Source organism: Micromonospora sp. WMMD754, assembly GCF_049315235.1.
Lineage (GTDB): Bacteria > Actinomycetota > Actinomycetes > Mycobacteriales > Micromonosporaceae > Micromonospora > Micromonospora sediminicola.
This window is the reverse complement of sequence record NZ_CP186058.1, coordinates 4,848,881-4,869,934: the sequence shown is the minus strand read 5'-3', so window position 1 is coordinate 4,869,934 and position 21,054 is coordinate 4,848,881. Positions and strand designations below refer to the sequence as shown.

The 21,054-nt window shown below is 73.9% G+C and carries 25 protein-coding genes; 13 read left to right on the top strand and 12 right to left on the bottom strand.

The window, feature by feature from the left end:
• Positions 1-126: 126 nt before the first annotated feature.
• Both ACN27B_RS23555 and arc read right to left on the bottom strand, forming a co-directional pair.
• Positions 127-888 (bottom strand): hypothetical protein, encoded by a 762-nt coding sequence (locus tag ACN27B_RS23555; RefSeq protein ID WP_422741542.1) that lies wholly within the window; start codon positions 886-888, stop codon positions 127-129.
• Between the two features lie 91 nt (positions 889-979).
• The gene (gene arc / locus ACN27B_RS23550; protein WP_091575179.1) at positions 980-2,761 is read right to left on the bottom strand and encodes a proteasome ATPase; all 1,782 of its coding nucleotides are present in this window, start codon (positions 2,759-2,761) and stop codon (positions 980-982) included.
• A gap of 177 nt (positions 2,762-2,938) precedes the next feature.
• On the opposite strand from arc, the gene ACN27B_RS23545 reads away from it, so the two are divergent.
• Complete coding sequence (locus ACN27B_RS23545; protein ID WP_013286103.1) at positions 2,939-3,232, top strand: ferredoxin; 294 nt, start codon at positions 2,939-2,941, stop codon at positions 3,230-3,232.
• 54 nt (positions 3,233-3,286) lie between these two features.
• On the opposite strand, the gene ACN27B_RS23540 is transcribed toward ACN27B_RS23545, so the two are convergent.
• The 3 genes from ACN27B_RS23540 to ACN27B_RS23530 all read right to left on the bottom strand — a co-directional run bounded on the left by ACN27B_RS23540 (position 3,287) and on the right by ACN27B_RS23530 (position 6,134).
• Entirely contained in the window at positions 3,287-3,859 is a 573-nt protein-coding gene (locus tag ACN27B_RS23540) for a hypothetical protein (protein ID WP_091575184.1), read from the bottom strand.
• Positions 3,860-4,050: 191 nt separating this feature from the next.
• The gene (locus ACN27B_RS23535) at positions 4,051-4,995 is read right to left on the bottom strand and encodes a tRNA (adenine-N1)-methyltransferase (protein WP_099161216.1); all 945 of its coding nucleotides are present in this window, start codon (positions 4,993-4,995) and stop codon (positions 4,051-4,053) included.
• Entirely contained in the window at positions 4,992-6,134 is a 1,143-nt protein-coding gene (locus tag ACN27B_RS23530) for a M50 family metallopeptidase (RefSeq protein ID WP_371682273.1), read from the bottom strand. Before ACN27B_RS23530 ends, ACN27B_RS23535 begins: the two co-directional genes overlap by 4 nt.
• An 81-nt stretch (positions 6,135-6,215) precedes the next feature.
• Between ACN27B_RS23530 and ACN27B_RS23525 the strand changes: the two genes are divergently transcribed.
• The 5 genes from ACN27B_RS23525 (at position 6,216) to ACN27B_RS23505 (ending at position 12,258) form a co-directional block, all read left to right on the top strand.
• The gene (locus ACN27B_RS23525) at positions 6,216-7,133 is read left to right on the top strand and encodes a RecB family exonuclease (protein WP_099161217.1); all 918 of its coding nucleotides are present in this window, start codon (positions 6,216-6,218) and stop codon (positions 7,131-7,133) included.
• A gap of 77 nt (positions 7,134-7,210) precedes the next feature.
• The gene (locus tag ACN27B_RS23520) at positions 7,211-7,972 is read left to right on the top strand and encodes a sensor histidine kinase (protein ID WP_422741541.1); all 762 of its coding nucleotides are present in this window, start codon (positions 7,211-7,213) and stop codon (positions 7,970-7,972) included.
• Between the two features lie 29 nt (positions 7,973-8,001).
• Positions 8,002-8,685: a response regulator gene (locus tag ACN27B_RS23515; RefSeq protein WP_091575193.1), complete on the top strand. Its 684-nt coding sequence runs from the start codon at positions 8,002-8,004 to the stop codon at positions 8,683-8,685.
• A gap of 256 nt (positions 8,686-8,941) precedes the next feature.
• Positions 8,942-9,709 carry an ABC transporter ATP-binding protein gene (locus ACN27B_RS23510; protein WP_091575196.1) on the top strand — a complete coding sequence of 256 codons (768 nt, stop codon included), beginning with the start codon at positions 8,942-8,944 and terminating at the stop codon, positions 9,707-9,709.
• Positions 9,709-12,258: an ABC transporter permease gene (locus tag ACN27B_RS23505; protein WP_099161219.1), complete on the top strand. Its 2,550-nt coding sequence runs from the start codon at positions 9,709-9,711 to the stop codon at positions 12,256-12,258. Before ACN27B_RS23510 ends, ACN27B_RS23505 begins: the two co-directional genes overlap by 1 nt.
• 52 nt (positions 12,259-12,310) lie before the next feature.
• On the opposite strand, the gene ACN27B_RS23500 is transcribed toward ACN27B_RS23505, so the two are convergent.
• From ACN27B_RS23500 to ACN27B_RS23490, 3 genes are all read right to left on the bottom strand, one after another.
• Positions 12,311-12,949, bottom strand: coding sequence for an HAD family hydrolase (locus ACN27B_RS23500; protein WP_099164608.1), 639 nt, complete (start codon positions 12,947-12,949; stop codon positions 12,311-12,313).
• 113 nt (positions 12,950-13,062) lie between these two features.
• Entirely contained in the window at positions 13,063-13,809 is a 747-nt protein-coding gene (locus tag ACN27B_RS23495; RefSeq protein WP_099161220.1) for a neutral zinc metallopeptidase, read from the bottom strand.
• 97 nt (positions 13,810-13,906) lie between these two features.
• A complete protein-coding gene (locus tag ACN27B_RS23490; RefSeq protein WP_422741540.1) occupies positions 13,907-14,407 on the bottom strand; it encodes a hypothetical protein in 501 nt (166 codons plus the stop codon).
• A 56-nt stretch (positions 14,408-14,463) separates the two neighbouring features.
• On the opposite strand from ACN27B_RS23490, the gene ACN27B_RS23485 reads away from it, so the two are divergent.
• Together ACN27B_RS23485 and ACN27B_RS23480 are read left to right on the top strand one after the other, a co-directional pair.
• A complete protein-coding gene (locus tag ACN27B_RS23485) occupies positions 14,464-14,880 on the top strand; it encodes a hypothetical protein (RefSeq protein ID WP_099161222.1) in 417 nt (138 codons plus the stop codon).
• Positions 14,881-14,930: 50 nt separating this feature from the next.
• Positions 14,931-15,746, top strand: coding sequence for a class I SAM-dependent methyltransferase (locus ACN27B_RS23480; RefSeq protein ID WP_422741539.1), 816 nt, complete (start codon positions 14,931-14,933; stop codon positions 15,744-15,746).
• 11 nt (positions 15,747-15,757) lie between these two features.
• On the opposite strand, the gene ACN27B_RS23475 is transcribed toward ACN27B_RS23480, so the two are convergent.
• A complete protein-coding gene (locus ACN27B_RS23475) occupies positions 15,758-15,937 on the bottom strand; it encodes a hypothetical protein (RefSeq protein ID WP_091575208.1) in 180 nt (59 codons plus the stop codon).
• A 273-nt stretch (positions 15,938-16,210) separates the two neighbouring features.
• Here ACN27B_RS23475 and ACN27B_RS23470 point away from each other — a divergent pair, with 273 nt between their 5' ends.
• The gene (locus ACN27B_RS23470) at positions 16,211-16,870 is read left to right on the top strand and encodes an HNH endonuclease family protein (RefSeq protein WP_422741538.1); all 660 of its coding nucleotides are present in this window, start codon (positions 16,211-16,213) and stop codon (positions 16,868-16,870) included.
• Between the two features lie 114 nt (positions 16,871-16,984).
• Here the strand turns inward: ACN27B_RS23470 and ACN27B_RS23465 are convergent, their stop codons facing one another.
• Together ACN27B_RS23465 and ACN27B_RS23460 are read right to left on the bottom strand one after the other, a co-directional pair.
• Positions 16,985-17,716 carry a cation transporter gene (locus ACN27B_RS23465; protein WP_099161225.1) on the bottom strand — a complete coding sequence of 244 codons (732 nt, stop codon included), beginning with the start codon at positions 17,714-17,716 and terminating at the stop codon, positions 16,985-16,987.
• Positions 17,707-18,033 (bottom strand): ArsR/SmtB family transcription factor, encoded by a 327-nt coding sequence (locus ACN27B_RS23460; protein ID WP_422741537.1) that lies wholly within the window; start codon positions 18,031-18,033, stop codon positions 17,707-17,709. Before ACN27B_RS23460 ends, ACN27B_RS23465 begins: the two co-directional genes overlap by 10 nt.
• A gap of 85 nt (positions 18,034-18,118) precedes the next feature.
• Here ACN27B_RS23460 and ACN27B_RS23455 point away from each other — a divergent pair, with 85 nt between their 5' ends.
• From ACN27B_RS23455 to ACN27B_RS23440, 4 genes are read left to right on the top strand one after another with little or no spacing between them, the layout of a single operon-like run.
• Positions 18,119-18,466 (top strand): hypothetical protein, encoded by a 348-nt coding sequence (locus ACN27B_RS23455; protein ID WP_422741536.1) that lies wholly within the window; start codon positions 18,119-18,121, stop codon positions 18,464-18,466.
• Positions 18,463-18,930, top strand: a complete 468-nt coding sequence (locus tag ACN27B_RS23450) for a MerR family transcriptional regulator (protein ID WP_422741535.1) — start codon at positions 18,463-18,465, stop codon at positions 18,928-18,930. The genes ACN27B_RS23455 and ACN27B_RS23450 overlap by 4 nt, the downstream gene beginning before the upstream one ends.
• Entirely contained in the window at positions 18,927-19,262 is a 336-nt protein-coding gene (locus ACN27B_RS23445) for a YnfA family protein (protein ID WP_099161229.1), read from the top strand. The genes ACN27B_RS23450 and ACN27B_RS23445 overlap by 4 nt, the downstream gene beginning before the upstream one ends.
• A 5-nt stretch (positions 19,263-19,267) precedes the next feature.
• Positions 19,268-20,173, top strand: coding sequence for an alpha/beta hydrolase family protein (locus ACN27B_RS23440; RefSeq protein WP_422741534.1), 906 nt, complete (start codon positions 19,268-19,270; stop codon positions 20,171-20,173).
• A 14-nt stretch (positions 20,174-20,187) separates the two neighbouring features.
• On the opposite strand, the gene ACN27B_RS23435 is transcribed toward ACN27B_RS23440, so the two are convergent.
• Positions 20,188-20,865, bottom strand: a complete 678-nt coding sequence (locus tag ACN27B_RS23435) for a phosphatase PAP2 family protein (RefSeq protein ID WP_422741533.1) — start codon at positions 20,863-20,865, stop codon at positions 20,188-20,190.
• Between the last annotated feature and the right edge of the window lie 189 nt (positions 20,866-21,054).

Genomic DNA, 21,054 nt, shown 5'->3' with positions numbered 1-21,054 from the left:
ACGTCGAGCGTAGTCGGCACTTCGACGGTAGGTGGCGCGCCGGGCCCCGGCGGGCGCCGTTCGCCGTCCTCGGCGGCGGCCGGAGCGGTGCGGTCCGTCCGGCCGTCGCCGTGCTGAACTCGACGGTCAGAAGAAGCGGTACGCCTCCGCGGCGGCGGCCTCGGTCTGTGCCGCGGGCGGCGCGGTGATGCTGAGCGGCTCGCCGAAGCTGTGCATCTTCATCTCGTTGTCGATTTTCCCGGCCGCGGTGTCGAACGTGTAGGTGAGCAGGGTGAGTCGACCCTCGGCGTCCAGGGTGGCCTCGAACGGCACCGTCTTCGTCCTGAGCACCTTGAACGCGTTGCGCAGGGTGGCCTTCTCGGCGTCGCTGGAGGCCGCCGCGATGGCCTTCTCCGGGTCGGCGACGCCGGTGTAGCGGCCGTCGCCGGCCGGTTCGGCGGAGACGACTCCGCCGAGGATGCCGGCCTGCGCCCGGACGTCGAGGCCCTGCGCCAGCTGCCCGTCGGGGCGGAGCCGGCTGCGGTCGAGCTTCATCCAGGGTTTGCCGTCGGACTCGTCCTGCTTGACGTAGACGGCGTCGGTGGTGACGACCATGCTGACCGGCTCGGGCGTGCGCATGTCGAGCGTCATCGCGCCGGTGGCGGGTTCGACGGCCGACCGCATGGTGACGGTCTGGTTGCCCGCCTTGATGGTGACGTCCATCTTGAGGGTCTTCTCCAGGCTCCGCTGGAAGCCCTGGCGGATCGCGGCGGGCGCGTCGGCGGTGGTGGGCGCGGAGGCGGACGCCGAGGTGGTCGGCGCGGAGGCGGTGTCGGTGGTGGTGGTGCCGCAGGCGGTGAGCAGGGCGGTCAGGCAGCCGAGCAGGGCCGGGGCGAGTGATCTACGCACGGGCAGACCCTAGCGGGCGCGGCCCGGTTTCGTGGCCCCGCCGAGGACCGACCGGGGCGGCGCCTGCGCGGCGCCGCCCCGATGGGCGATCTCAGAGGTATTGACCGGTGTTGCTGGCGGTTTCGATGGACCGGCCGGCTTCGGCGCCCTTGCCGCCGGAGACGAGCGTGCGGATGTAGACGATCCGCTCGCCCTTCTTGCCGGAGATGCGCGCCCAGTCGTCGGGGTTGGTGGTGTTGGGCAGGTCCTCGTTCTCCCGGAACTCGTCGACGCAGGCGTCGAGCAGGTGCTGCAGCCGCAGCCCCTTGCGCCCGGAGGTGAGGAACTCCTTGATGGCCATCTTCTTGCCCCGGTCGACGATGTTCTGGATCATCGCGCCGGAGTTGAAGTCCTTGAAGTAGAGGACTTCCTTGTCGCCGTTGGCGTAGGTGACCTCGAGGAAGCGGTTCTCCTCGGTCTCGGAGTACATCCGCAGGACCACCGCGTCGATCATGGCAGCCACCGTGGCCTGCGGGTCGCTGCCGTGTTCGGCCAGGTCGTCGGCGTGCAGCGGCAGGCCGGCGAGGATGTACTTGGAGAAGATGTCCTTGGCCGCCTCGGCGTCCGGACGCTCGATCTTGATCTTCACGTCGAGTCGGCCGGGGCGCAGGATCGCCGGGTCGATCATGTCTTCCCGGTTGGAGGCGCCGATGACGATGACGTTCTCCAGGCCCTCCACGCCGTCGATCTCGCTGAGCAGCTGCGGGACGATGGTGTTCTCCACGTCGGAGGAGACGCCGGAACCGCGGGTGCGGAAGACGGAGTCCATCTCGTCGAAGAACACGATCACCGGCGTGCCCTCGCCGGCCTTCTCCCGTGCCCGCTGGAAGATCAGCCGGATGTGCCGCTCGGTCTCACCGACGTACTTGTTGAGCAGCTCGGGGCCCTTGATGTTGAGGAAGAAGCTGGTGTGCCGCTCCTTGCCCTCCCGCTCGGCGATCTTCTTGGCCAGCGAGTTGGCCACCGCCTTGGCGATCAGCGTCTTGCCGCAGCCGGGCGGGCCGTAGAGCAGGATGCCCTTCGGCGGCCGGAGCTGGTGCTCGCGGAACAGGTCGGCGTGCAGGAAGGGCAGCTCCACCGCGTCGCGGATCTGCTCGATCTGCGCCTGGAGGCCACCGATGTCCTCGTAGTTGACGTCGGGCACCTCCTCCAGGACCAGTTCCTCGACCTCGCTCTTGGGAATCCGCTCGTACGCGTACGCCGAGCGGGGTTCGATCATGAGCGAGTCGCCGGCCCGAATCGCGCTGCCGATCAGGGTCTCGGCGAGGTGGACGATGCGCTCCTCGTCCGAGTGGGAGACCACCAGCGCCCGGTCACCCGGCGCGCCGTCGGGACCCGCCAGGATCTCCTTGAGCATCACCACCTCGCCGACCCGCTCGTAGCCGAACGCGTCGACGATGTTGAGAGCGTCGTTGAGCAGGACCTCCTGGCCCCGGCGCAGCTCGTCGACCTCCAGCGAGGGCGAGACGGCCACCCGGAGCTTGCGCCCGCCGGTGAACACGTCCACCGTGCCGTCGTCGTGCCTGGCCAGGAAGACGCCGTAGCCACTGGGCGGCTGGGCGAGCCGGTCGATCTCCTCCTTGAGCGTCACGATCTGCGCGCGGGCCTCCTTGAGGGTGCCCACGAGCCGTTCGTTGTTCTCGGTCAGCCGCGCCAACTGCGCCTGGGTGGCCGCCAGCCGCTCTTCGAGCTGCCGGACGTGTCGGGGGCTTTCGGTCAACTTGCGCCGCACCAGAGCGAGTTCCTCTTGCAGGAACGCGACCTGCGTGGAGAGATCGTGGGCTTCCTTTTCCCACCGTGCGGCGCGCGAGTCCGCGTCGTCGCTGCGTGCCACGTCCCACCTCCCCGGGGGGCTTGAACGTTCTGACCTAACACTAGCCGCTATGAGCCCGATTCGGTCCTCCGCAACGCGCTCGTCACCGAAGCTTGATCGCCAAGGGCTGGTCGCGGGGCGGGTACGGGCGTTCGGGTACCGTCGGAGTGTGGGACGGGAGAACATGGGGGGTGCTTCGTGACCGACGTCGCGACCGACCAGTTGCAGGTCTGGGTGGATCAGGACCTCTGCACCGGCGACGGGCTCTGCGTGCAGTACGCGCCGGAGGTCTTCGAGTTCGACGTCGACGGCCTGGCGTACGTCAAGGGCCCGGACGGCGAGCTGCGGCAGGCCCCCGGCGCCCGGGTGGACGTGCCGGAGCACCTGCGCCTCGAGGTGATCGACTCGGCGAAGGAGTGCCCGGGCGAGTGCATCCACGTGGTGCGGGGCAGCGACGGCGTCGAGGTGGCCGGCCCGGAGGCCGAGGACTGAGCAGTGACGGACACGACGGGCCGGGGACGACGTCCCCGGCCCGTCGTGCGTCCGTCAGAGCAGGGGCCGGCCGACCACCGAGGCGACCAGCCGGGCGAACTCCTCCAGCCGGGCGATCTGCCCGGCGCCGCCGTCGTCGAGGGTCTTGCCGAAGCGCAGCGCGTCGTGCCGGGGCGTGCCCGCCACCTCGTCGCTGGGCGGCGCCTCGTCCAGCGAGCTGAGCAGCAGGTAGACGTCGATGCTGTCGATCCGGACGGTGCCGTCGTCGGTCCGGGTGAGCCGACGCCGGCAGCCGACCTCGGTGACGGTGGAGACCGGCACCACGCGCAGCGAGGAGGTCATCGCGCCGGGTGGCCCCTCCCCCGGCGGGACGTCCTCGCCGTGCCAGAGCACCAGCCGGCTGCCGTCGCAGACGACGACCTCCTGCCACACCCCGTTCACCTCGTTGACGAAGCGTTCCAGGGTGAAGCCGAGGACGGAGGCGCCGCGCAGCACCCCGCCGAGCGCCTCCAGGGCGATGTCGGGGTCCCGCAGGTAGGCGCGGGCCGCCGACTCCAGGTCGGTGTAGGGCGACCAGTCGGGGAAGACGGCGGGCAGGTCACCGTTGCCGTAGCCGGGGTTGCTCACGCCACCTCCCGTCGGCCCGAACCGCCGTCACCGCCCGTGCGCCGCCGTCGGCTCCGGTGACCGGGACGGGCGCGCCGCCCGCCGCGCGCTCCGATCCGCTCGCTCATGCCCACCGTCTCCACCCACCTCGGTGTCGTCGTCCCCACGGGCACACATGATCCGCCCGCCCGCCGCCGTGCGCGCGGCGGGGGTCAGGACTGCTCCGGTTCCTCCGCCGCGCGGGCCGCCGCCGCCGCGCGCAGGGCGTCCCGGCGCTGCGCGTACGCCTCGGCGCCCTTGCTGGGCTTGCGCCGGCGCGGCGGCGCGGTCACCCCGGGGGCGAGCTTGCGCGCGGACACCAGGAACGCGGTGTGCGCGATCATCCGGTGGTCCGGTCGCACGGCAAGACCCTCGGCGTGCCAGTCGCGCACCAGCGACTCCCAGGCCCGCGGCTCGGTCCAGCCGCCGCGCTCGCGCAGCGCCTCGACCAGCTCCGACAGCTGCGGGGTGGTGGCCACGTAGCCGATCAGCACGCCGCCGGGGACCAGCGACCGCTCGACCATGTCGAGCATCTCCCACGGGGTGAGCATGTCGAGGATGATCCGGTCGAACCCGGTCTCGGTGCTGTCGGCGACGTCGCCCACGTGCAGCCGCCAGGCCGGGTGCGGACCGTTGAAGAACGCCTCGACGTTGCGCCGGGCGATCTGGGCGAAGTCGTCGCGCACCTCGAACGAGTGCAGCTCGCCCTCGGTGCCGACGGCCCGCAGCAGCGAGCAGGACAGCGCGCCCGAGCCGGCGCCGGCCTCCAGCACCTTGGCGCCGGGGAAGATGTCGCCCATCGCGACGATCTGCGCCGAGTCCTTCGGGTAGATCACCTGGGCGCCGCGCGGCATGGAGAGCACGTAGTCCGACAGCAGGGGCCGCAGCGCGAGGAAGGCGGTGCCGCCGCCGGCGGTGGTGACCACGCTGCCGTCGGGCAGGCCGATCAGGGTGTCGTGCTTGAGGATCCCCCGGTGGGTGTGAAACTCCTTGCCGGGCTCCAGCGTCACGGTGTGCATCCGGCCCTTGGGGTCGGTCAGCTGGACCCGGTCGCCGGGCCGGAACGGCCCCCGGTGGACGGGCGGCAGGGCCGGGACGGTGGAGGTCTCTGCGGTCACGTGTTCGTCTTCCGTTTGGGTTCGAGGAGCTGGGCGAGGTCCGCGATGTGCAGCACGCCGACCACATCTTCGCCTGCCGTCACGAGGTACTGCGCGCCCGGGTGGGTGCGGACGGTCTCCAGCACCCGCTCGCCGTCCGCGTCGACCGGGAGGGTGGGCAGGGCGGTCAGGGCGCGGGCCACCTCGTCCACCGCGAGCCACGGCCGCCGTTCCGGGGGTACGGCGGCGACGCGGGCCGGGTCGACCAGTGACACGGTACGGCCGGCGGAGTCGACCACGCTGAGCGCCGCGTCCGGTGTGCCCGCCTCGTCGCGGCGGCGTTGCGCCTCGGCCAGCGGGGTGCCGGTGGGCACCGGCAGCAGTGGCCGGGCCAGCCGGGCCAGGTCGACCAGGTGCAGCCGGCGGCCGATGCGGGCCAGCCGGATGGACTGCCCGGCGCCCCGCCACAGCGTCACCGCGACCAGCAGCAGCAGCGGCAGGGCCAGCGGGGCGAGCGCCCGGCGCAGGGTGAGCAGCACCACCAGGGCGAGCGTGGCCACCGCCACGGCCCGGCCGACCCAGCCGGCCACCTCGGTGCCGCGGTGCCGGTCCCGGGTGAGCGCCCAGACCGCGGCGCGCAGCGCCCGTCCGCCGTCCAGCGGCAGCCCGGGCAGGCTGTTGAAGATCGCCACCACGACGTTGCTGACCGCGAGCTGGAACGCGAGCTGGTGGCCGAGGGTGCCGGCGGGCAGCGCCAGGGTGGCGGCGACCGCCCCGGCGCCGAGCACGGCCGAGACGGCCGGCCCGGCCAGCGAGATGAGCAGCTCCACCCGAGGGCTGGGGGCGTCCCGGTCCATCTCGGTGTAGCCGCCGAGCAGTTCGAGGGTGATCCCGCGCACACCGATGCCGTGGCGGCGGGCGGTCAGCGCGTGGCCCAGCTCGTGCAGCAGCACCGAGCCGAGCAGCGAGACGACGAACCCGAGGCCGACCAGGTAGCCGGCGAGGTGACCGAGGTCGAGCTGGCGCCGGGCCAGCGCCGCGTAGAGCACCGTGACCACCACGGTGAGCAGCAGCATCGAGGCGTCGACGCGCAGCGGCACCCCGAGGACCCGGCCGAGGCTCAGCCCGGGCCGGCGCGGTCGTCGGGTGCGCTGCTCCACCCCGGCGATGCTACGCGGCGCCGATCATGGCCCGGTGCGGCGACGACCGACCTGTCACACGGGTGGCCTAACCTTCCGGGCATGACGGCGGAACCGGTGATCGACGCGCAGGGCGACCAGACGGCGGCACGGGTGCCGGTCACGGTGCGGGCGTCGCTGTCGCCGTCGCGGGCGGCCGACTTCAAGACCTGCCCGCTGCTCTACCGGTTCCGCAGCATCGACCGGCTGCCCGAGCGGCCGACGGTCGAGCAGGCCCGGGGCACGCTGGTGCACGCCGTGCTGGAGCGGCTGTTCGACCTGCCGGCCCCGGCGCGCACCCCGGAGTCGGCGGGCGACCTGGTCGCCCCGCAGTGGGACCGCCTGGTCACCGAGGAGCCGGAGCTGGCGACGTTGTTCGCCGACGGCGACGCGGCGGCCGCGCAGGAGTTCCTGCGTTCGGCGGCGGCGCTGCTGGAGGGCTACTTCGCGGTGGAGGACCCGCAGCGGCTGGAGCCCGCCGAGCGGGAGGCGCTGATCTCCGCCGTGGTCGACGACGAGCTGCTGATCCGGGGCTATCTCGACCGGCTCGACGTGGCCCCGGACGGCGCGCTGCGGGTGGTCGACTACAAGACCGGCGGCGCGCCGCGCGAGGCGTTCGAGGCGCGGGCGCTGTTCCAGCTGAAGTTCTACGCCCTGGTGCTGTGGCGCACCCGGGGCGTGGTGCCGCGGGTGCTGCGCCTGCTCTACCTCAAGGACGCCGAGGTGTGCGACTACGCCCCCGACGCCGAGGAGCTGGTGCGCTTCGAGCGCACCGTGGTGGCGTTGTGGCGGGCGATCGAGCAGGCCACCGCGCGGCAGGACTTCCGGCCCCGGCCGAGCCGGCTCTGCGACTGGTGCAGCCACCAGGCGCTCTGCCCGAGCTTCGGCGGCACGCCGCCGCCGTTCCCGGTGGCCGGTGCCGCGCCCGACCCGCTCGTGGACGCCCGTTCCCGCCCGGTCACCCCGGGGGCCGACGAGTGATCCTCCTCCTCGGGGAGGAGACCGGGTTCGGCGCCGGCGACGACGAGACGCGCCCCGTGCCGGCCTAACGTTCGGGCATGACCGACCGGCTGCCGGCCCGGCGGGTGCGCGCCACGCTGCTCACCGCCGCCGTGGCGTACGCGCTGGGCCGACTCACCCGGCGGCGCCCCGCCGGGGAGGCCCGCCGGGACCCGGGCGCGACGGTGGTCACCGACGAGCACCGGCGGATCGCCCGCGAGCTGCACGACCTGGTGGCCCACCGGGTCGCCGCGATGGGTGTGCTGGCCACCGGGGCGCGCCGGGTGCTCGGCCGGGATCCCGGCGCGGCGGACGGTGCGCTGGCCGCGGTCGAGGAGACCGGCCGGGAGACGCTGCGTGAGCTGCACCGGCTGTTGCGGGTGCTGGACGCCGACGCCGGCGTGGCGCGGCTGGCGCCGCAACCCGGCCTGGCCGGCGTTCCCGCGCTCGTCGAGCGGGCCCGCCGGGCCGGGCTGCCGGTCACGCTGCGGATGGAGGGCACGTCCACCGCGGTGGCCGAGGGGGTGGCGCTCACCGCCCACCGCATCGTCGCCGAGGCGCTGCGCAACGTCCTCGCCCACGCCGGGCCGGCCACCGCGCTGGTCCGGATCACCGTCGGCGGCGGCGTGCTGACCGTCGAGGTGGTCGACACCGGGCGCGGGCCGGGACGCCCACCCGACCGGATCGGGCACGGACTGGTCGGCATGCGGGAGAGGGTGGCCCTCTACGGTGGGATCCTGCGGACCGGACCGGCGCCGGGCGGCGGCTTCCGGGTGTACGCGCGGATCCCGCTGGACCCGGCCGGTGCGGTCCCCGCCTGACCGCCGCCGGGCACGACGAGGGGGATCTGATGACAGACGGCGCCGCGCCCCGACCGGTCCGGGTCCTGCTCGCCGACGACCAGCCGTTGCTGCGCACCGGGTTCCGGATGGTGCTGGGCGTCGAGGACGACCTGGACATCGTGGGTGAGGCCGGCGACGGCGTGGAGGCGGTGGAGCTGGCCCGGCGGCTGCTGCCCGACGTGGTGCTGATGGACATCCGGATGCCGCGGATGGACGGGGTCGCCGCCACCCGGGCGATCGTGGACGCCCGGCTGCCGGTGCGGGTGCTCGTCCTCACCACGTTCGAGTTGGACGAGTACGTGGTCGGGGCGCTGCGCGCCGGGGCGAGCGGCTTCCTGGCCAAGGACGTGCCGGCCGAGGACCTGGTGACCGCGATCCGCACGGTGGCGGCCGGGGAGGCGGTGGTGGCGCCGCGGATCCTGCGCCGGCTGCTGGACCGCTTCGCCGACGTCCTGCCGGACCCGGTGACCGCCCCGCCGCGGGTGCTGGACCCGCTGACCGAGCGGGAACGGGAGGTGCTGACCCAGGTGGCGCGCGGGCTGTCGAACGCCGAGATCGCCCGGGAGCTGTCGGTCAGCGAGACCACGGTGAAGACGCACGTCGGGCACGTGCTGACCAAGCTGCGGCTGCGGGACCGGGTGCAGGCGGTGGTGCTGGCCTACGAGACGGGGCTGGTACGGCCGGGGAAATAGGTGGCGGCCCTCACGTACCGTGACCAACGGCGGCGACGCGGGGTTGACCATGACGCGACGTGAGGTCCTACCGTCGGCGCCGCCGGCCGGTCAGGGATCACCCTGAGCCGGCCTGGGGGGCGACCCCCACCGGAAATTCGGCACGGATTCCGCCCGGGGTCGGACGGTTCCGCCGCCGGTGGCACCGAGGATGGAACCGCCGCACCGACCAGCGGGGGCGGTGCGGATCAGCAGCCAGACGGAAGAGGTAGATGACGTGACCGCGACGGTAGGCCGGCAAGCGCAGGCCGCGGCCCGGGCGAACGACGTGTGGAAGGTGTACGGCAGCGGTGAGGCGCAGGTCATCGCGCTGCGGGGGGTGAGCGCCGAGTTCGAACGCGGCCGGTTCACCGCGATCATGGGGCCGTCCGGCTCCGGCAAGTCGACGCTGATGCACTGCCTCGCCGGTCTGGACTCGGTGACCCGGGGCACCGTGATGATCGGCGACACCACCGTGACCGGGCTCAACGACTCGGGCCTGACGAAGCTGCGCCGGGACAAGGTCGGCTTCATCTTCCAGCAGTTCAACCTGCTGCCCACGCTCACCGCGCAGGAGAACATCCTGCTGCCGCTGTCGATCGCCGGGCGCAAGGCCGACCCGGCCTGGTACGACACGGTGATCGACACGGTCGGGCTGCGGGAGCGGCTCGGGCACCGCCCGGCGCAGCTCTCCGGCGGTCAGCAGCAGCGGGTGGCGTGCGCCCGGGCCCTGGTCGCCCGCCCCGACGTGATCTTCGCGGACGAGCCGACCGGCAACCTGGACTCCCGCTCCGGCGCCGAGGTGCTCAACTTCCTGCGCAACTCGGTGCGCGAGCACGGCCAGACCATCGTCATGGTCACCCACGACCCGACCGCCGCCGCGTACGCCGACCGGGTGGTCTTCCTCGCCGACGGCCAGATCGTCTCGGAGCTGATCGAGCCGACCGCCGACACGGTGCTGGACACCATGAAGAAGCTGGACGCTCCGGTCGAGGTGGGCAACTGATGTTGCGGGCAACGCTGAAGAGCCTGCTGGCGCGCAAGCTGCGCCTGCTGCTGTCCGGCCTGGCGGTGGTGCTCGGCGTCATGTTCGTCTCGGGCGCGTTCGTGCTCACCGACACCCTCGGCCGGTCCTTCGACGCGGTCTTCGCCGACGCGTACGCCGAGGTCGACGTGAACGTCGCGGCGAAGCCGAAGGTGGAGCTGTCCGAGACCGAGGGCGAGCAGGTGGCCGCCCCGGTGCCGGCGTCGCTGGTCGAGCGGGTGAAGGCGGCGCCCGGCGCGGCGGACGTGCAGGGCGTGGTCGCCACCGACGGCGCCCGTCTGATCGGCGCCAACGGCAAGGTGGTCACCTCGTTCGGCCCGCCGCAGCTGGGCGAGAACTGGCTCGGCGAGAGCGACCTGGTGAAGCTGCGCGAGGGCCGGGAGCCGCGCGCGGATGACGAGATCGTGGTCAACGCCGCGCTGGCCAAGGCCGCGAACGTGACGGTCGGCGACCGGGTCGGCGTGCTGACCCTGGCGCCGAAGAAGGAGTTCACGCTGGTCGGCGTGTTCGGCTACAGCGGCGGCCGGGACTCCGTGGGCGGCGCGAACGAGGTCGCCTTCACCACCCCGGTGGCGCAGCAGCTGATGCTCGGCAAGCCGGACGTGTTCAGCAACATCACCGCGCGGGCCGCCGACGGCACCACCCCGGAGGCGCTGCGCGACGAGGTGTCCCGCGCGGTGGGGGCCGGCTACGACGTGAAGACCGGTGAGCAGCTCGCCGACGACGCGTCGGCCGGGCTGAAGGAGGGGCTGTCCTTCTTCAACAAGATCCTGCTGGGCTTCGCCGCGGTGGCGCTGCTGGTCGGCACGTTCCTGATCCTCAACACCTTCTCGATCATCGTGGCCCAGCGCACCCGCGAGCTGGCCCTGATGCGGGCCATCGGCGCCAGCGGCCGGCAGGTCATCGGCTCGGTGGTGCTGGAGGCGGTCGCGGTCGGTCTGATCGCCTCGGTGCTCGGGCTGGCCGCCGGCATCGGTGTGGGCGCGCTGCTGGCGTACCTGTTCGGCAAGCTCGCCGGCGGTCTGAGCCTGGCCGGGCTGGGCGTGCCGCCGGCGGCGGTGATCGGCGCGTTCGCGGTCGGTCTGGTGATCACGGTGGTCGCGGCGCTGTTGCCGGCGCTGCGCGCCGCGCGTATCCCGCCGATCGCGGCGATGCAGGACGTGGCCACGCCGGACCGTCCGCTGACCAAGGTGACCGTCGGCGGCGCGGTGGTCACCACCATCGGGGCGGTGCTGCTCTTCCTCGGCCTCAGCGGCAACGCCGGCGACAACACCCTCGCGACCATCCTCGGTGGGGTGCTCTTCGCGTTCATCGGGGTGGCGCTGCTGACGCCGGTGATCAGCCGGCCGGTGGTCTCGTTGCTCGGCGCGATCTTCTCCTGGTCGGTCCCGGGCAAGCTGGGCCGGCTCAACTCGGGTCGTAACCCCCGCCGGACGGCGATCACCGCCGCCGCACTGATGGTGGGCATCGCGCTGGTGACCGGGGTGACCGTGATCCTCGACTCGGCCAAGGGCAGCATCAGCGCGCTGGCCGAGGACACGATCAAGGCCGAGCTGGTGATCTCCGGATCCGCGTCCGGGCCCCGCCCGCCGAGCTTCGACCCGGCGGTGCTGGACAAGACCGCCGCGATCCCCGGGGTGCAGCTGGTCGACGGCGAGTACGGCGACATGGCCACGGTCGGCGGCAAGCGGACCTGGGTGGCGGCGTCGAGCAACGTGGCGGCGCTGGAGCGGATCTTCGGGGCGAAGGCCACCGCCGGTGACATCAGCCGGCTGGCCCCCGACCAGATGCTGCTCAGCTCCGACACCGCGAAGGACCGCAACCTGTCGGTCGGCTCGACCGTGCCGGTGCAGCTGTCCCGCGGCGACGCCCGCACCTACACGGTCAGCGGCATCTACGAGAGCTCGCAGTTGACCAACCCGGTGGTGCTGCCGCCGCAGGCGGCCGCCGACTTCGCCATCCCGCAGCCCATCCAGGGTTTCGTGCAGCTCGCCCCGGGCACGTCGGTCGGCGCGGTGCAGCCGCAGGTCGAGCGGCTGCTGGCGGACAGCCCCGAGGTGTCGGTGGCGGACCGGGCCGCGTTCATCAAGCAGCAGACCAGTCAGCTGGACACGCCGCTGCGGATGATCCAGATCCTGTTGGCGCTGGCCATCGTGATCGCGGTGCTGGGCATCATCAACACGCTCGCCCTGTCGGTGCTGGAGCGGACCCGGGAGTTGGGCCTGCTGCGGGCGATCGGCCTGCGCCGGGCGCAGACCATGCGGATGATCACCGTCGAGGCGGTGGTGATCTCGATCTTCGGCGCGCTGCTCGGCGTCGTGGTCGGCACCGGCCTCGGCGCGGCGGTGGTCCGGGCGCTCAAGGACGAGGGCATCACCGACCTGGTCCTGCCCTGGGGTCAGATGGTGACGTTCCTGGTGCTGGCCGCGATCATCGGCGTGGTGGCGGCGGTGCTGCCGGCGATCCGCGCCGCGCGGATCAACGTGCTCGGCGCCATCGCCCACGACTGAGGTGCAAGGAAGGGGCCCTTCTTATCGCCTGAGCGATAGGAAGGGCCCCTTCCTAACGGTTGAGCAGGGCCGCGAGCAGCTCCAGGTCCGCCGACGTCAGGCTCTCCACCTGGTGCACGCCGTCGGTCGCCGGCAGCGGCACCTCGGCCGGCACGGCGAGTACGGCGGCCCCGGCGGCGAGCGCGCTCGCCACGCCGGTCGGCGAGTCCTCGATCGCCACGCACCGCTCGATCGGCACGTCGAGCAGCCGCGCGGCGGTCAGGTAGGGCTCCGGGTGCGGCTTCGGGTCGCCCACCTCGTCGCCGCAGACCACCGCGTCGAAGCTGTCCCGGCCCAGCGTGTCCAGGGCGACCTCGACCAGGGGCCGCCCGCTGGAGGTGACCAGCGCGGTGGGGATCCCGGCGGTCCGGACGGCCCGCAGCAGCGCGAGCGCGCCGGGCCGCCACCGCAACCCGGTGCGGAACAGGTCGAGGATGCGCGCGCTGATCCAGTCGGCGCTGGCCTGCGGGTCCCGCTCCGGTTGGCCCAGGTCGTCGTGCACGATCCGCATGGCGTCGGCCATCCCGGTGCCGACGATCGCGCGGCGCGCCGCGTCGGACAACGTGCCGCCGTAGACGGCGGCCAGTTCCTGCAACGCGACGTCCCACAGCTTCTCGCTGTCGACCAGGGTGCCGTCCATGTCGAAGAGCACGGCGGCGGGGCGTGGGCTGTTCAGCGGGGCCTCCTTCGGTACGCGTACCCGCCGATCCTGCCAGCCCACCCGGGCCCGGCCGGCACCGTCCCCGATCGAGGTGACCTGCGGCATCAACCGAGATCGCACGCCTTCAGCGAATTCTCGTAGCCGCTGAAGAACTTCTCGCTGCGCTGCTCGGCGGTGCCGTGCGCGCCCTCGGCGAACCAGGGCTGGTCGGGGTCGTCGCCGACGGCGAGCAGCCCTTCCCGGAACTCGTCCAGGTCACCGTCGGCCAGGGTCAGCGCCCCGGAGCGCACGCTGTCGCCGAGGTACGCCCCGGCCATGCAGTCGGCCTGCAACTCCTGCTGGATGGTGAAGTCGTAGCGGATGCCGAGGCGGACCTGCACCCCGTGGGCGTACTCGTGGCCGAGCAGGTAGAACAGGAACGCGTCGCCGATCTCCCGGAACGCCGAGACGGACCAGTTCACGTCGTAGGCGATGAAGTCGCCGGCCGAGCAGTAGACCGCGTTGTTGCGGGGCAGTGCCTGCCCGCCGCAGGACACCTCGCCGGCCCGGCTGTACGACACCACCCGCCGGATCGGCCGGAACCGTTCCCCGGAGGCGCGGAACTGCGCCGTCCAGTACTTCTCGGCCAGCGCGACGGCGTCCTCGAAGTCCTGCTTGAACTCGGCGACGCTGGTGGTGCCGTCGGCCCGGGTGGTCCGCGCTTCCGGCTCCGACCGGCCGCTCTCGCGCGGGGCGGGCTGCTGCGGCTCACCCTGGTCGAGCCCGCCGCCCATGCAGCCGGCGGCCACCACCACGGCCACCACCAGCCCGGCGAGCGGCCCGAGCCGCCGCCGTCGTGCCCTGTCCCCCACGGCTACCTCCCGGCTGTCGAACCCGTGTCCCGCAGCAGTACCCCCGGCCGGCGCCGGTGATGCCCACCGGCTCTCACGTACCGGAGCCGGGAAACGTTCACGTGTCGACGGCGGTGAACAGCAGCAGCGACCGCTCGGGGGCGAACCACGCCTCGGCGGCGCCGGCGGCGTCGTGGTCGGCGCTGCGCCGCCAGCGCACGCCGTCCGGCACGTGTCCGGTCAGGCCGGGCCAGACCTCGGGCGCCGCGCCGGTCACCGGCGTCCAGGCGTACGTGGCGGCCAGGGCGCGCGCGTCGGCCGGCGCGAGCCGCACCACGCCCTGGTAGCGCAGGTCGGTGGGGCCGGGGGCCCGGGAGCAGGCGAAGCTCGGGTAGTCGACCTGCCAGTGGATCTCCGGGTACGCCCCGACGCCGGGCACGTCCCGGTCGGTCCAGCGCCGGTCGGTGCGGACCGTCGACTCCTCGGCGGCGACCCGGGTCACGCAGTCCCGCTCCTCGGCGTTGTCGGTCCGGGTCAGCCAGAGCGCTCCCGCGCCGCCGGTCAGCAGGACGACGCCGAGCACGGTGGACGCGGCCAACAGCCAGGAACGTCGGGTCACCCGGGCAGGGTAGCCACCGCCGGCCACCGTGGACCGCCCCCGGTACAGTCGCCGCCGTGCATCCGCAGGTGGCCCACGCCGGCATCGTCTACTGGCGACGCAGTCTCTGGAACGGCATGCGGTGCGTGCCGGTGCTGATGACCCTCGACCAGGGGTGGCTGCGCGCCCGGGACCGGCGCGGCGTGGAGGTGTTCGCCGTGCCCGCCGGTCAGGTGGGCGGCCGGTTGACCCGCCTGGGCACGCTGCTGCTGGACGTCGGCGGGCGCCGGTACGCCCTGGTGGGTCGCGGGTCCGACGTCTCACCCCGACCCAGCGCCGACCAGGAGCGCGGGTGCGCCGACTTCCGGGCCCGACACACCCCGCCGACCGGGGACGGCCCGGGCGTCCTCGACCAGGTCTTCAACGGCGCGGCGGCGTTCCACACCCGGTCCTGGCGGGACGCGCTGGTGCGCGCCGGCGCGCCGCTGCGCTGACCGGTCCGGCAGGGCACCGCCCCACGGCCACGGGCCGTAGGCTCCGGCACATGATCGAGTTCGACTACGACGCCCACGAGCGCACCCGCTGGGCCGGGCGGGCGCGGGCCTACCGGCGCAGCTTCGGCGGGCTCTGCGCGTACCCGACGGCGGCGCTGCTGGACGCGGCGCGGGTGCGGGCCGGGCGGCGGGTGCTCGACGTCGGCACCGGGCCCGGCACCGTCGCGGCGGCCGCGCTCGGCCGTGGCGCCGCCGTTGTCGCGGTCGACGCGGAGGCCAGCATGCTGGCGGAGGCCCGGGCGACCGCGGCCGGCGCCGGCCTGGTCGGCGCCGCGCTGCCGCGGTTGCCCCTCCCCGACGACCGGTTCGACGCGGCGGTGGCCAACTTCGTGCTCAACCACGTCGGCGACCCGGCCGCAGCGCTGGTGGAGCTGCGCCGGGTGGTACGCCCCGGCGGGCGGGTGGCGGTGACGCTCTGGCCGTCGCCGCATCCGCCGCTGCAACGCCTGTGGGGCGAGGCGATCAGCGCCGCCGGTGTCACCCCGCCGGCGGACCTGCCTCGACTGGCGCCCGGGCGGGACTTCCCGCGCACCGAGGCCGGCGTGACCGGCCTGCTGAGCGCCGCCGGGCTGACCGACGTCGCGTGCACGACCCTGACCTGGACCCATCGCACGGATCCGGAGGACTGGTGGGCCGGGCCGGCGGCCGGCATCAGCACGGTCGGCCTCGTCGTGCAACGGCAGGAGCCGGCGGCGCGGGAGCGCATCCGCCGGGAGTACGACCGGCTCACCGCCGGGTTCCGGGACGCCGACGGGCGGTTGGCGCTGCCGACGGCCGCGCTGCTCGGTTCGGCCTCGGTCGCCTGATCCCGGCGCGGTCAGTCCAGGCCGCGCATGATGTGCGGCTCGCCGTCGTCGTCGCCGAAGCAGCGGTGCAGCACCTGGGCGCGGGCCCACAGGTCGAGGCTGCTGGGCGGCCCGACCGGCGGTGGCCCGGCCGGCGCGCTCAGCACGGGGGCCGGGTCCGGCGGAACCTTCGACGTCACCTCGTCGGTCATCTCCGCCCCTTTCGTCGTACCCATGCTCGCCCTCGGGCGTCTCCGCCGCATCAACCGGACGGCGCGGGCGTGGACGCGGCGCTCCTGACCCGGGCGCCGGCCCGTACTCCGGTGACGGTAGCCCGCCGGGCCGGCCGGCACAGCCGTATTCCCGACGTCAGAGCAGGTGGCGGCCGATCGTCATCCGAAGTTCACGGAAGTTGATCTGGCTCATTACTTCAACGTCTGTCTATATGGGTGCAGGTATTCGCCATCCCGTCGGACGGAGTTCCCATGTCCCGCACCCTGCGCGCCGCGGCCATCAGCCTGGCCGCGATCGTGGCCGCCACCCTCGGCCTCACCGCCCCCGCCCCGGCCGCCGGCTACTCGGCGCCGCTCACCACCGCCGTCGCCGGCCTCACCGTCGCCGCCGAGGTCCGCACCGGATACAGCCGCGACCTGTTCCCGCACTGGATCGACGCCGACGGCGACGGCTGCCACACCCGCAACGAGGTGCTCTACGCCGAGGCCACCACCACACCGACGGTCAGCGGCACCTGCACGCTCTCCGGCGGACGTTGGTACTCCTACTACGACGCCGCGACCTGGACGGCCACCGGCGACCTGGACATCGACCACATGGTGCCGTTGGCCGAGGCGTGGGACTCCGGCGCGCGGGGCTGGACCACCAGCCGCCGCCAGGCGTACGCGAACGACCTGGGTGACGCCCGCGCGCTGGCGGCGGTCACCGACAACGTCAACCAGGCCAAGGGCGACCAGGACCCGGCGACGTGGCTGCCGCCGTACGCCTCGGCCCGCTGCCGCTACGTCGGCGAGTGGGTGGCGGTGAAGATCCGGTGGCGGCTCACCGTGGACAGCACGGAGAAGAGCGCGCTGACCAGTTGGGCGAACAACTGCCCGGCGGCGACGATCTCGGTCACCTACGCGTACTGACCCTGCCACGCCCGCCCCCGGGCCGGCCGGCTCGTCGGCGGGCGACCGGCATCATGGTGCAACATGAACGCGGAGCGCGCGGTCGTGCGGTGGGCCGGCGCGCACGACCCCGCGCTACCGGTCGTCCTGGTCCTCGTCGACGGCCGGCCGTGACCCGTCGGCCGGGCAGCACGCGCACCCGGCCGGCGTGTGCGGGAGCGCGCAACAGGCCTCGCCGCGCCAGGCCGCCCGCCCCTCCCGCACCGCGACGACGGCGATCACCAGGGCCGCGACCGGGTCGGCCCAGGACCAGCCGAACAGGCCGTTGACCGCCAGCCCGACGAGCAGGACCACGGACAGGTACGTGCACAGCAGCGTCTGCTTCGAGTCGGCCACGGCCGACCGGGAACCCAGTTCCCGTCCGGCGCGCCGCTGCGCCGTCGAGAGCACCGGCATCACGATCACCGACAGGCCGGCCAGCACCAGGCCGACCGTGGAGGGGGCGGCCTGGGCGCCGCCCAGCAGCGCCCGGACCGCCTCGACGCTCACGTACCCGGCGAGGGCGTAAAAGGAGACCGCGATCAGCCGCAGCGCGACCCGCTCCCGGGACTGCGGGTCCCGGCCGGCGAACTGCCACGCCACGGCGCTCGCCGAGGCCACCTCGATGACTGAGTCCAGACCGAAACCGATCAGCGCGGTCGACGACGCGACGGTGCCGGCGCCGATCGCCACCACCGCCTCGACCACGTTGTAGGTGATCGTCGCGGCCACCAGCAGCCGCACCCGCCGCGCGAGCACGGCACGGCGCGCCGGAGTGGGGCCGGCGAGCGCCGCAGGGAGCAGGGGCAGGCCGGCCATCAGCAGCATCCGGTTCCGGCGTCGTAGCAGGCTGCCGGATCGACCGCGAGCACCACCCCGAGCAGGTCGCCCAGCGCGTGGGCGAGGCGGGGGTCGGCCAGCTCGTAACGGGTGCGACGCCCCTCGGGCACGGCCACGACGAGCCCGCAGCCGCGCAGGCAGGCCAGGTGGTTGGAGAGGTTCTGCCGGCTGGTGCCGAGCAGGTCGGCCAGCTCCGCCGGGTAGCCCGGCCCGTCGCGCAGCGCCAGCAGTAGCCGGGCGCGCAACGGCTCGGACAGCGCGTGACCGAACCGGGCCAGCACCTGGTGACAGGGCAGCGTCCGCATGCGCCCACTGTACAGCGTCCGCTGTATTCACCTGTCCATGTACCGACTTGCATCCGGTACCCGGGTACGGGCTTACCGTCGAGGAGTGAGCGACGACGAACACGGATCCTCCTGGGTGCCCGACGCCTGCACCCTGCCGACCACCGAACGGCCGCTGCGACTGGCCGAGTTCGACACGCTGTTCCGCGCCGCCGTCCGCGCCGTCGACCGGCCGTCGGCCCGGCACCTGCGGCTGCGCCTCGACGGGGCCGACCAGGTCGAACGCACGGCTCACGACCTCGCCGCGCGCGAATCGGCGTGCTGCTCGTTCTTCACCTTCGACCTCACCCGGCCGGACGACGGGCCGCTGACCCTCGACATCCGGGTGCCGGCGGCCCACACCGACGTCCTCGACGCCCTCGCCGCCCGGGCCGCGTCCCGCCACGACCGATGACCGCCGGGCCCGAACTGCGCAGCGGCCAGCTCGCCGCCGCGGTGGGGGTCAACGTGCAGACGTTGCGCTACTACGAGCGGCGCGGGCTGCTCGCCGCACCCCGCCGTTCGCCGGGCGGACACCGCCTCTACCCCGCCGAGGCCGTCACCCTGCTGCGGGTGGTCAAGGCCGCGCAACGCCTCGGCTTCACCCTCGCCGAGGTCACCGACCTGATCACGGCGGCCCGGCGCACGCCCCGCGCCGACAGCGGCCTACCGGCCCGCGCCCGGGACAAGCTCGCCGAGGCGGAGCAGCGGCTCGCCGACCTCACGGTCGTGCGCGACACGCTCCGCGCCGCCGTCGCGGCCGGCTGCGACGACCTGGTCGCCTGCGCCGCCAGTCCCCGCTGTCCGCTGCCCTTCGACGAGCTCGCCAAGCCCGCTGACCTGCGCCGCGCGACCGTCACGCTACGGTCGGACGCATGACGGTCGCGCGTTCCATCCTGCTGTTCCTGATCGCCGCGCTGGCCGAGATCGGCGGCGCCTGGCTGGTCTGGCAGGGCTGGCGGGAGAACCGGGGGCTGCTCTGGATCGCCGCCGGGGTGATCGCGCTCGGCCTCTACGGATTCGTGGCCACCTTCCAACCCGACCCGAACTTCGGCCGGATCCTCGCCGCCTACGGCGGCATCTTCGTCGCCGGCTCGCTGGCCTGGGGCATGCTGGTCGACAGGTTCCGCCCCGACCGTTACGACCTGGTCGGCGCGGCCATCTGCCTGGTCGGCGTCGCCGTCATCATGTACGCGCCGCGAGCGAGCTGACCGCGATGCTGTTCCTACCCGAGGTGGAGGAACTGACGTTCCGCCACGGCGACGACACCCTGGTCGGCGACCTGGTCCGGCCGCCCTGGCCCGGGCCGTACCCGGCGGTCGTGTTCGTCGAGGGCTCCGGGCCCGGCGGGCGCGACCAACGCGACTGGCAGACCCGGCTGGCCGCCGCCGGCTTCGCGAGCCTCGCCTACGACAAGCCCGGCTCCGGGGCCTCCACCGGGGACTGGACCCGGCAGACGCTGACCGACCGGGCCGGCGAGACGCTGGCCGCGGTGGGCGCGCTGCGGACGCGGGCGCAGGTGCTTCCGCACGCCGTCGCGCTGGTCGGCGGCAGCCAGGGCGGCTGGGTCGCGCCGCTCGCCGCGTCCCTCTCCCCCGCCGCCGTCGCCGCCGTGGTGATCGTGTCCGGCCCGGCGGTGGGGCTGGTGCCGCAGGAGGAGTACCGGCTCCGGCACCAACTGCCCGCGGCGGGCTTCTCCGACGACGACGTGCGACAGGCGACGGTGCTGCTGCGCGAGCAGGTGCACCGGGTCCGCGCCGGCGACGACCCGGCCGACGTCCACACCGCACAGGCGAGCTGGCACGACGCACCCTGGTACCCACTGCTCGCCGGTGCCTCGCCCGCGACGATCGGCTTCCTCGCCGGCATCGCCGACCACGACCCGGAGCCGGCGCTGGCCGCCCTGCGCTGCCCGGTGCTGGCGATCTTCGGCGCGGACGACGTGCAGGTGCCGGTCGAGGCGAGCGTACGGGCCCTGGAGCGCATCCTCGGCGGGACCGGTCACGCCGACCACACGGTCGTGGTCTTCCCTGACGCCGACCACGGCATCCGGGTACGGGGCACGCGGGCGCCCGGCTTCGACGAACTGGTGGTTACCTGGCTGCACCGTCGGCTGCGCTAGCCCGGCGTCCGCCGTCACCGCGCCGGAGCGCATCGGTCACGGGTGGAGCCGACCGGTCGACGCACGGCGGGCGTGAGCAGCACCACGACCGCCGCGGTGACCGCCGTGCCCAGGAGCAGCCCGGCGACGACGTCGTGCGGGTAGTGCACTCCGGCGACCACGCGCGCCGCCGCGGCGAGCAGGCCGGCCGGCACCGCGAACCCGGCCAGCCGGGGCGCTGCCAGCACCAACCCGGTCGCGAGGGCGCCGGCGACGGTCGAGTGGTTGCTGGGGAACGACCAGTCCCCGGCCGGCGGACACGGCACCCAGCCCGGTACGTCGGCGATGGCCCGACAGGGCCGCTCCTGATCCACGACGAGCTTGAGCGCCTCGCTCGTGACGTACGCCAGGACGGCACCCGCGCCCGTGAGCGCGACGACGGCGGTCGCTCCGGTGCGCCGCCGCCGTCCGGCCCAGCCGACCCACGCGAGCGCGGCGAGGAGGAGCAGCGGCGCGCCGAGCGCCGCGTGCTCACCGGGGCGGACGACCCCCGCCGGCACCCCGACGACGGCGCGGTACAGGTCGGCCGAGACGCCTTCGGTCACCACCTCCGGCTGGGGGTCGCCGAGGCCACCCGGAGCGAGCGCCGCGACGGCCCCGGTGCCGGCGGTGAGGATCAGCACGGCCAGCATCAGCCTGCGAGAAGAGGTCATCGGGAGACGGTAGGGACGGTCAACGCTCCGGCGCACCGCCCGGACGGCAGGCTCGCACCCTCACTTTCGTCAGGGTCCGAGGTCCGGAACCGGCACGTCGCGCACCCCCTTACGTCGGCTTGCCGGGTCCGCTGCCCCACCGGTGCGGCGTGGGTCCTCTACGCTGGATCGACGACCGTCGTCGACAGT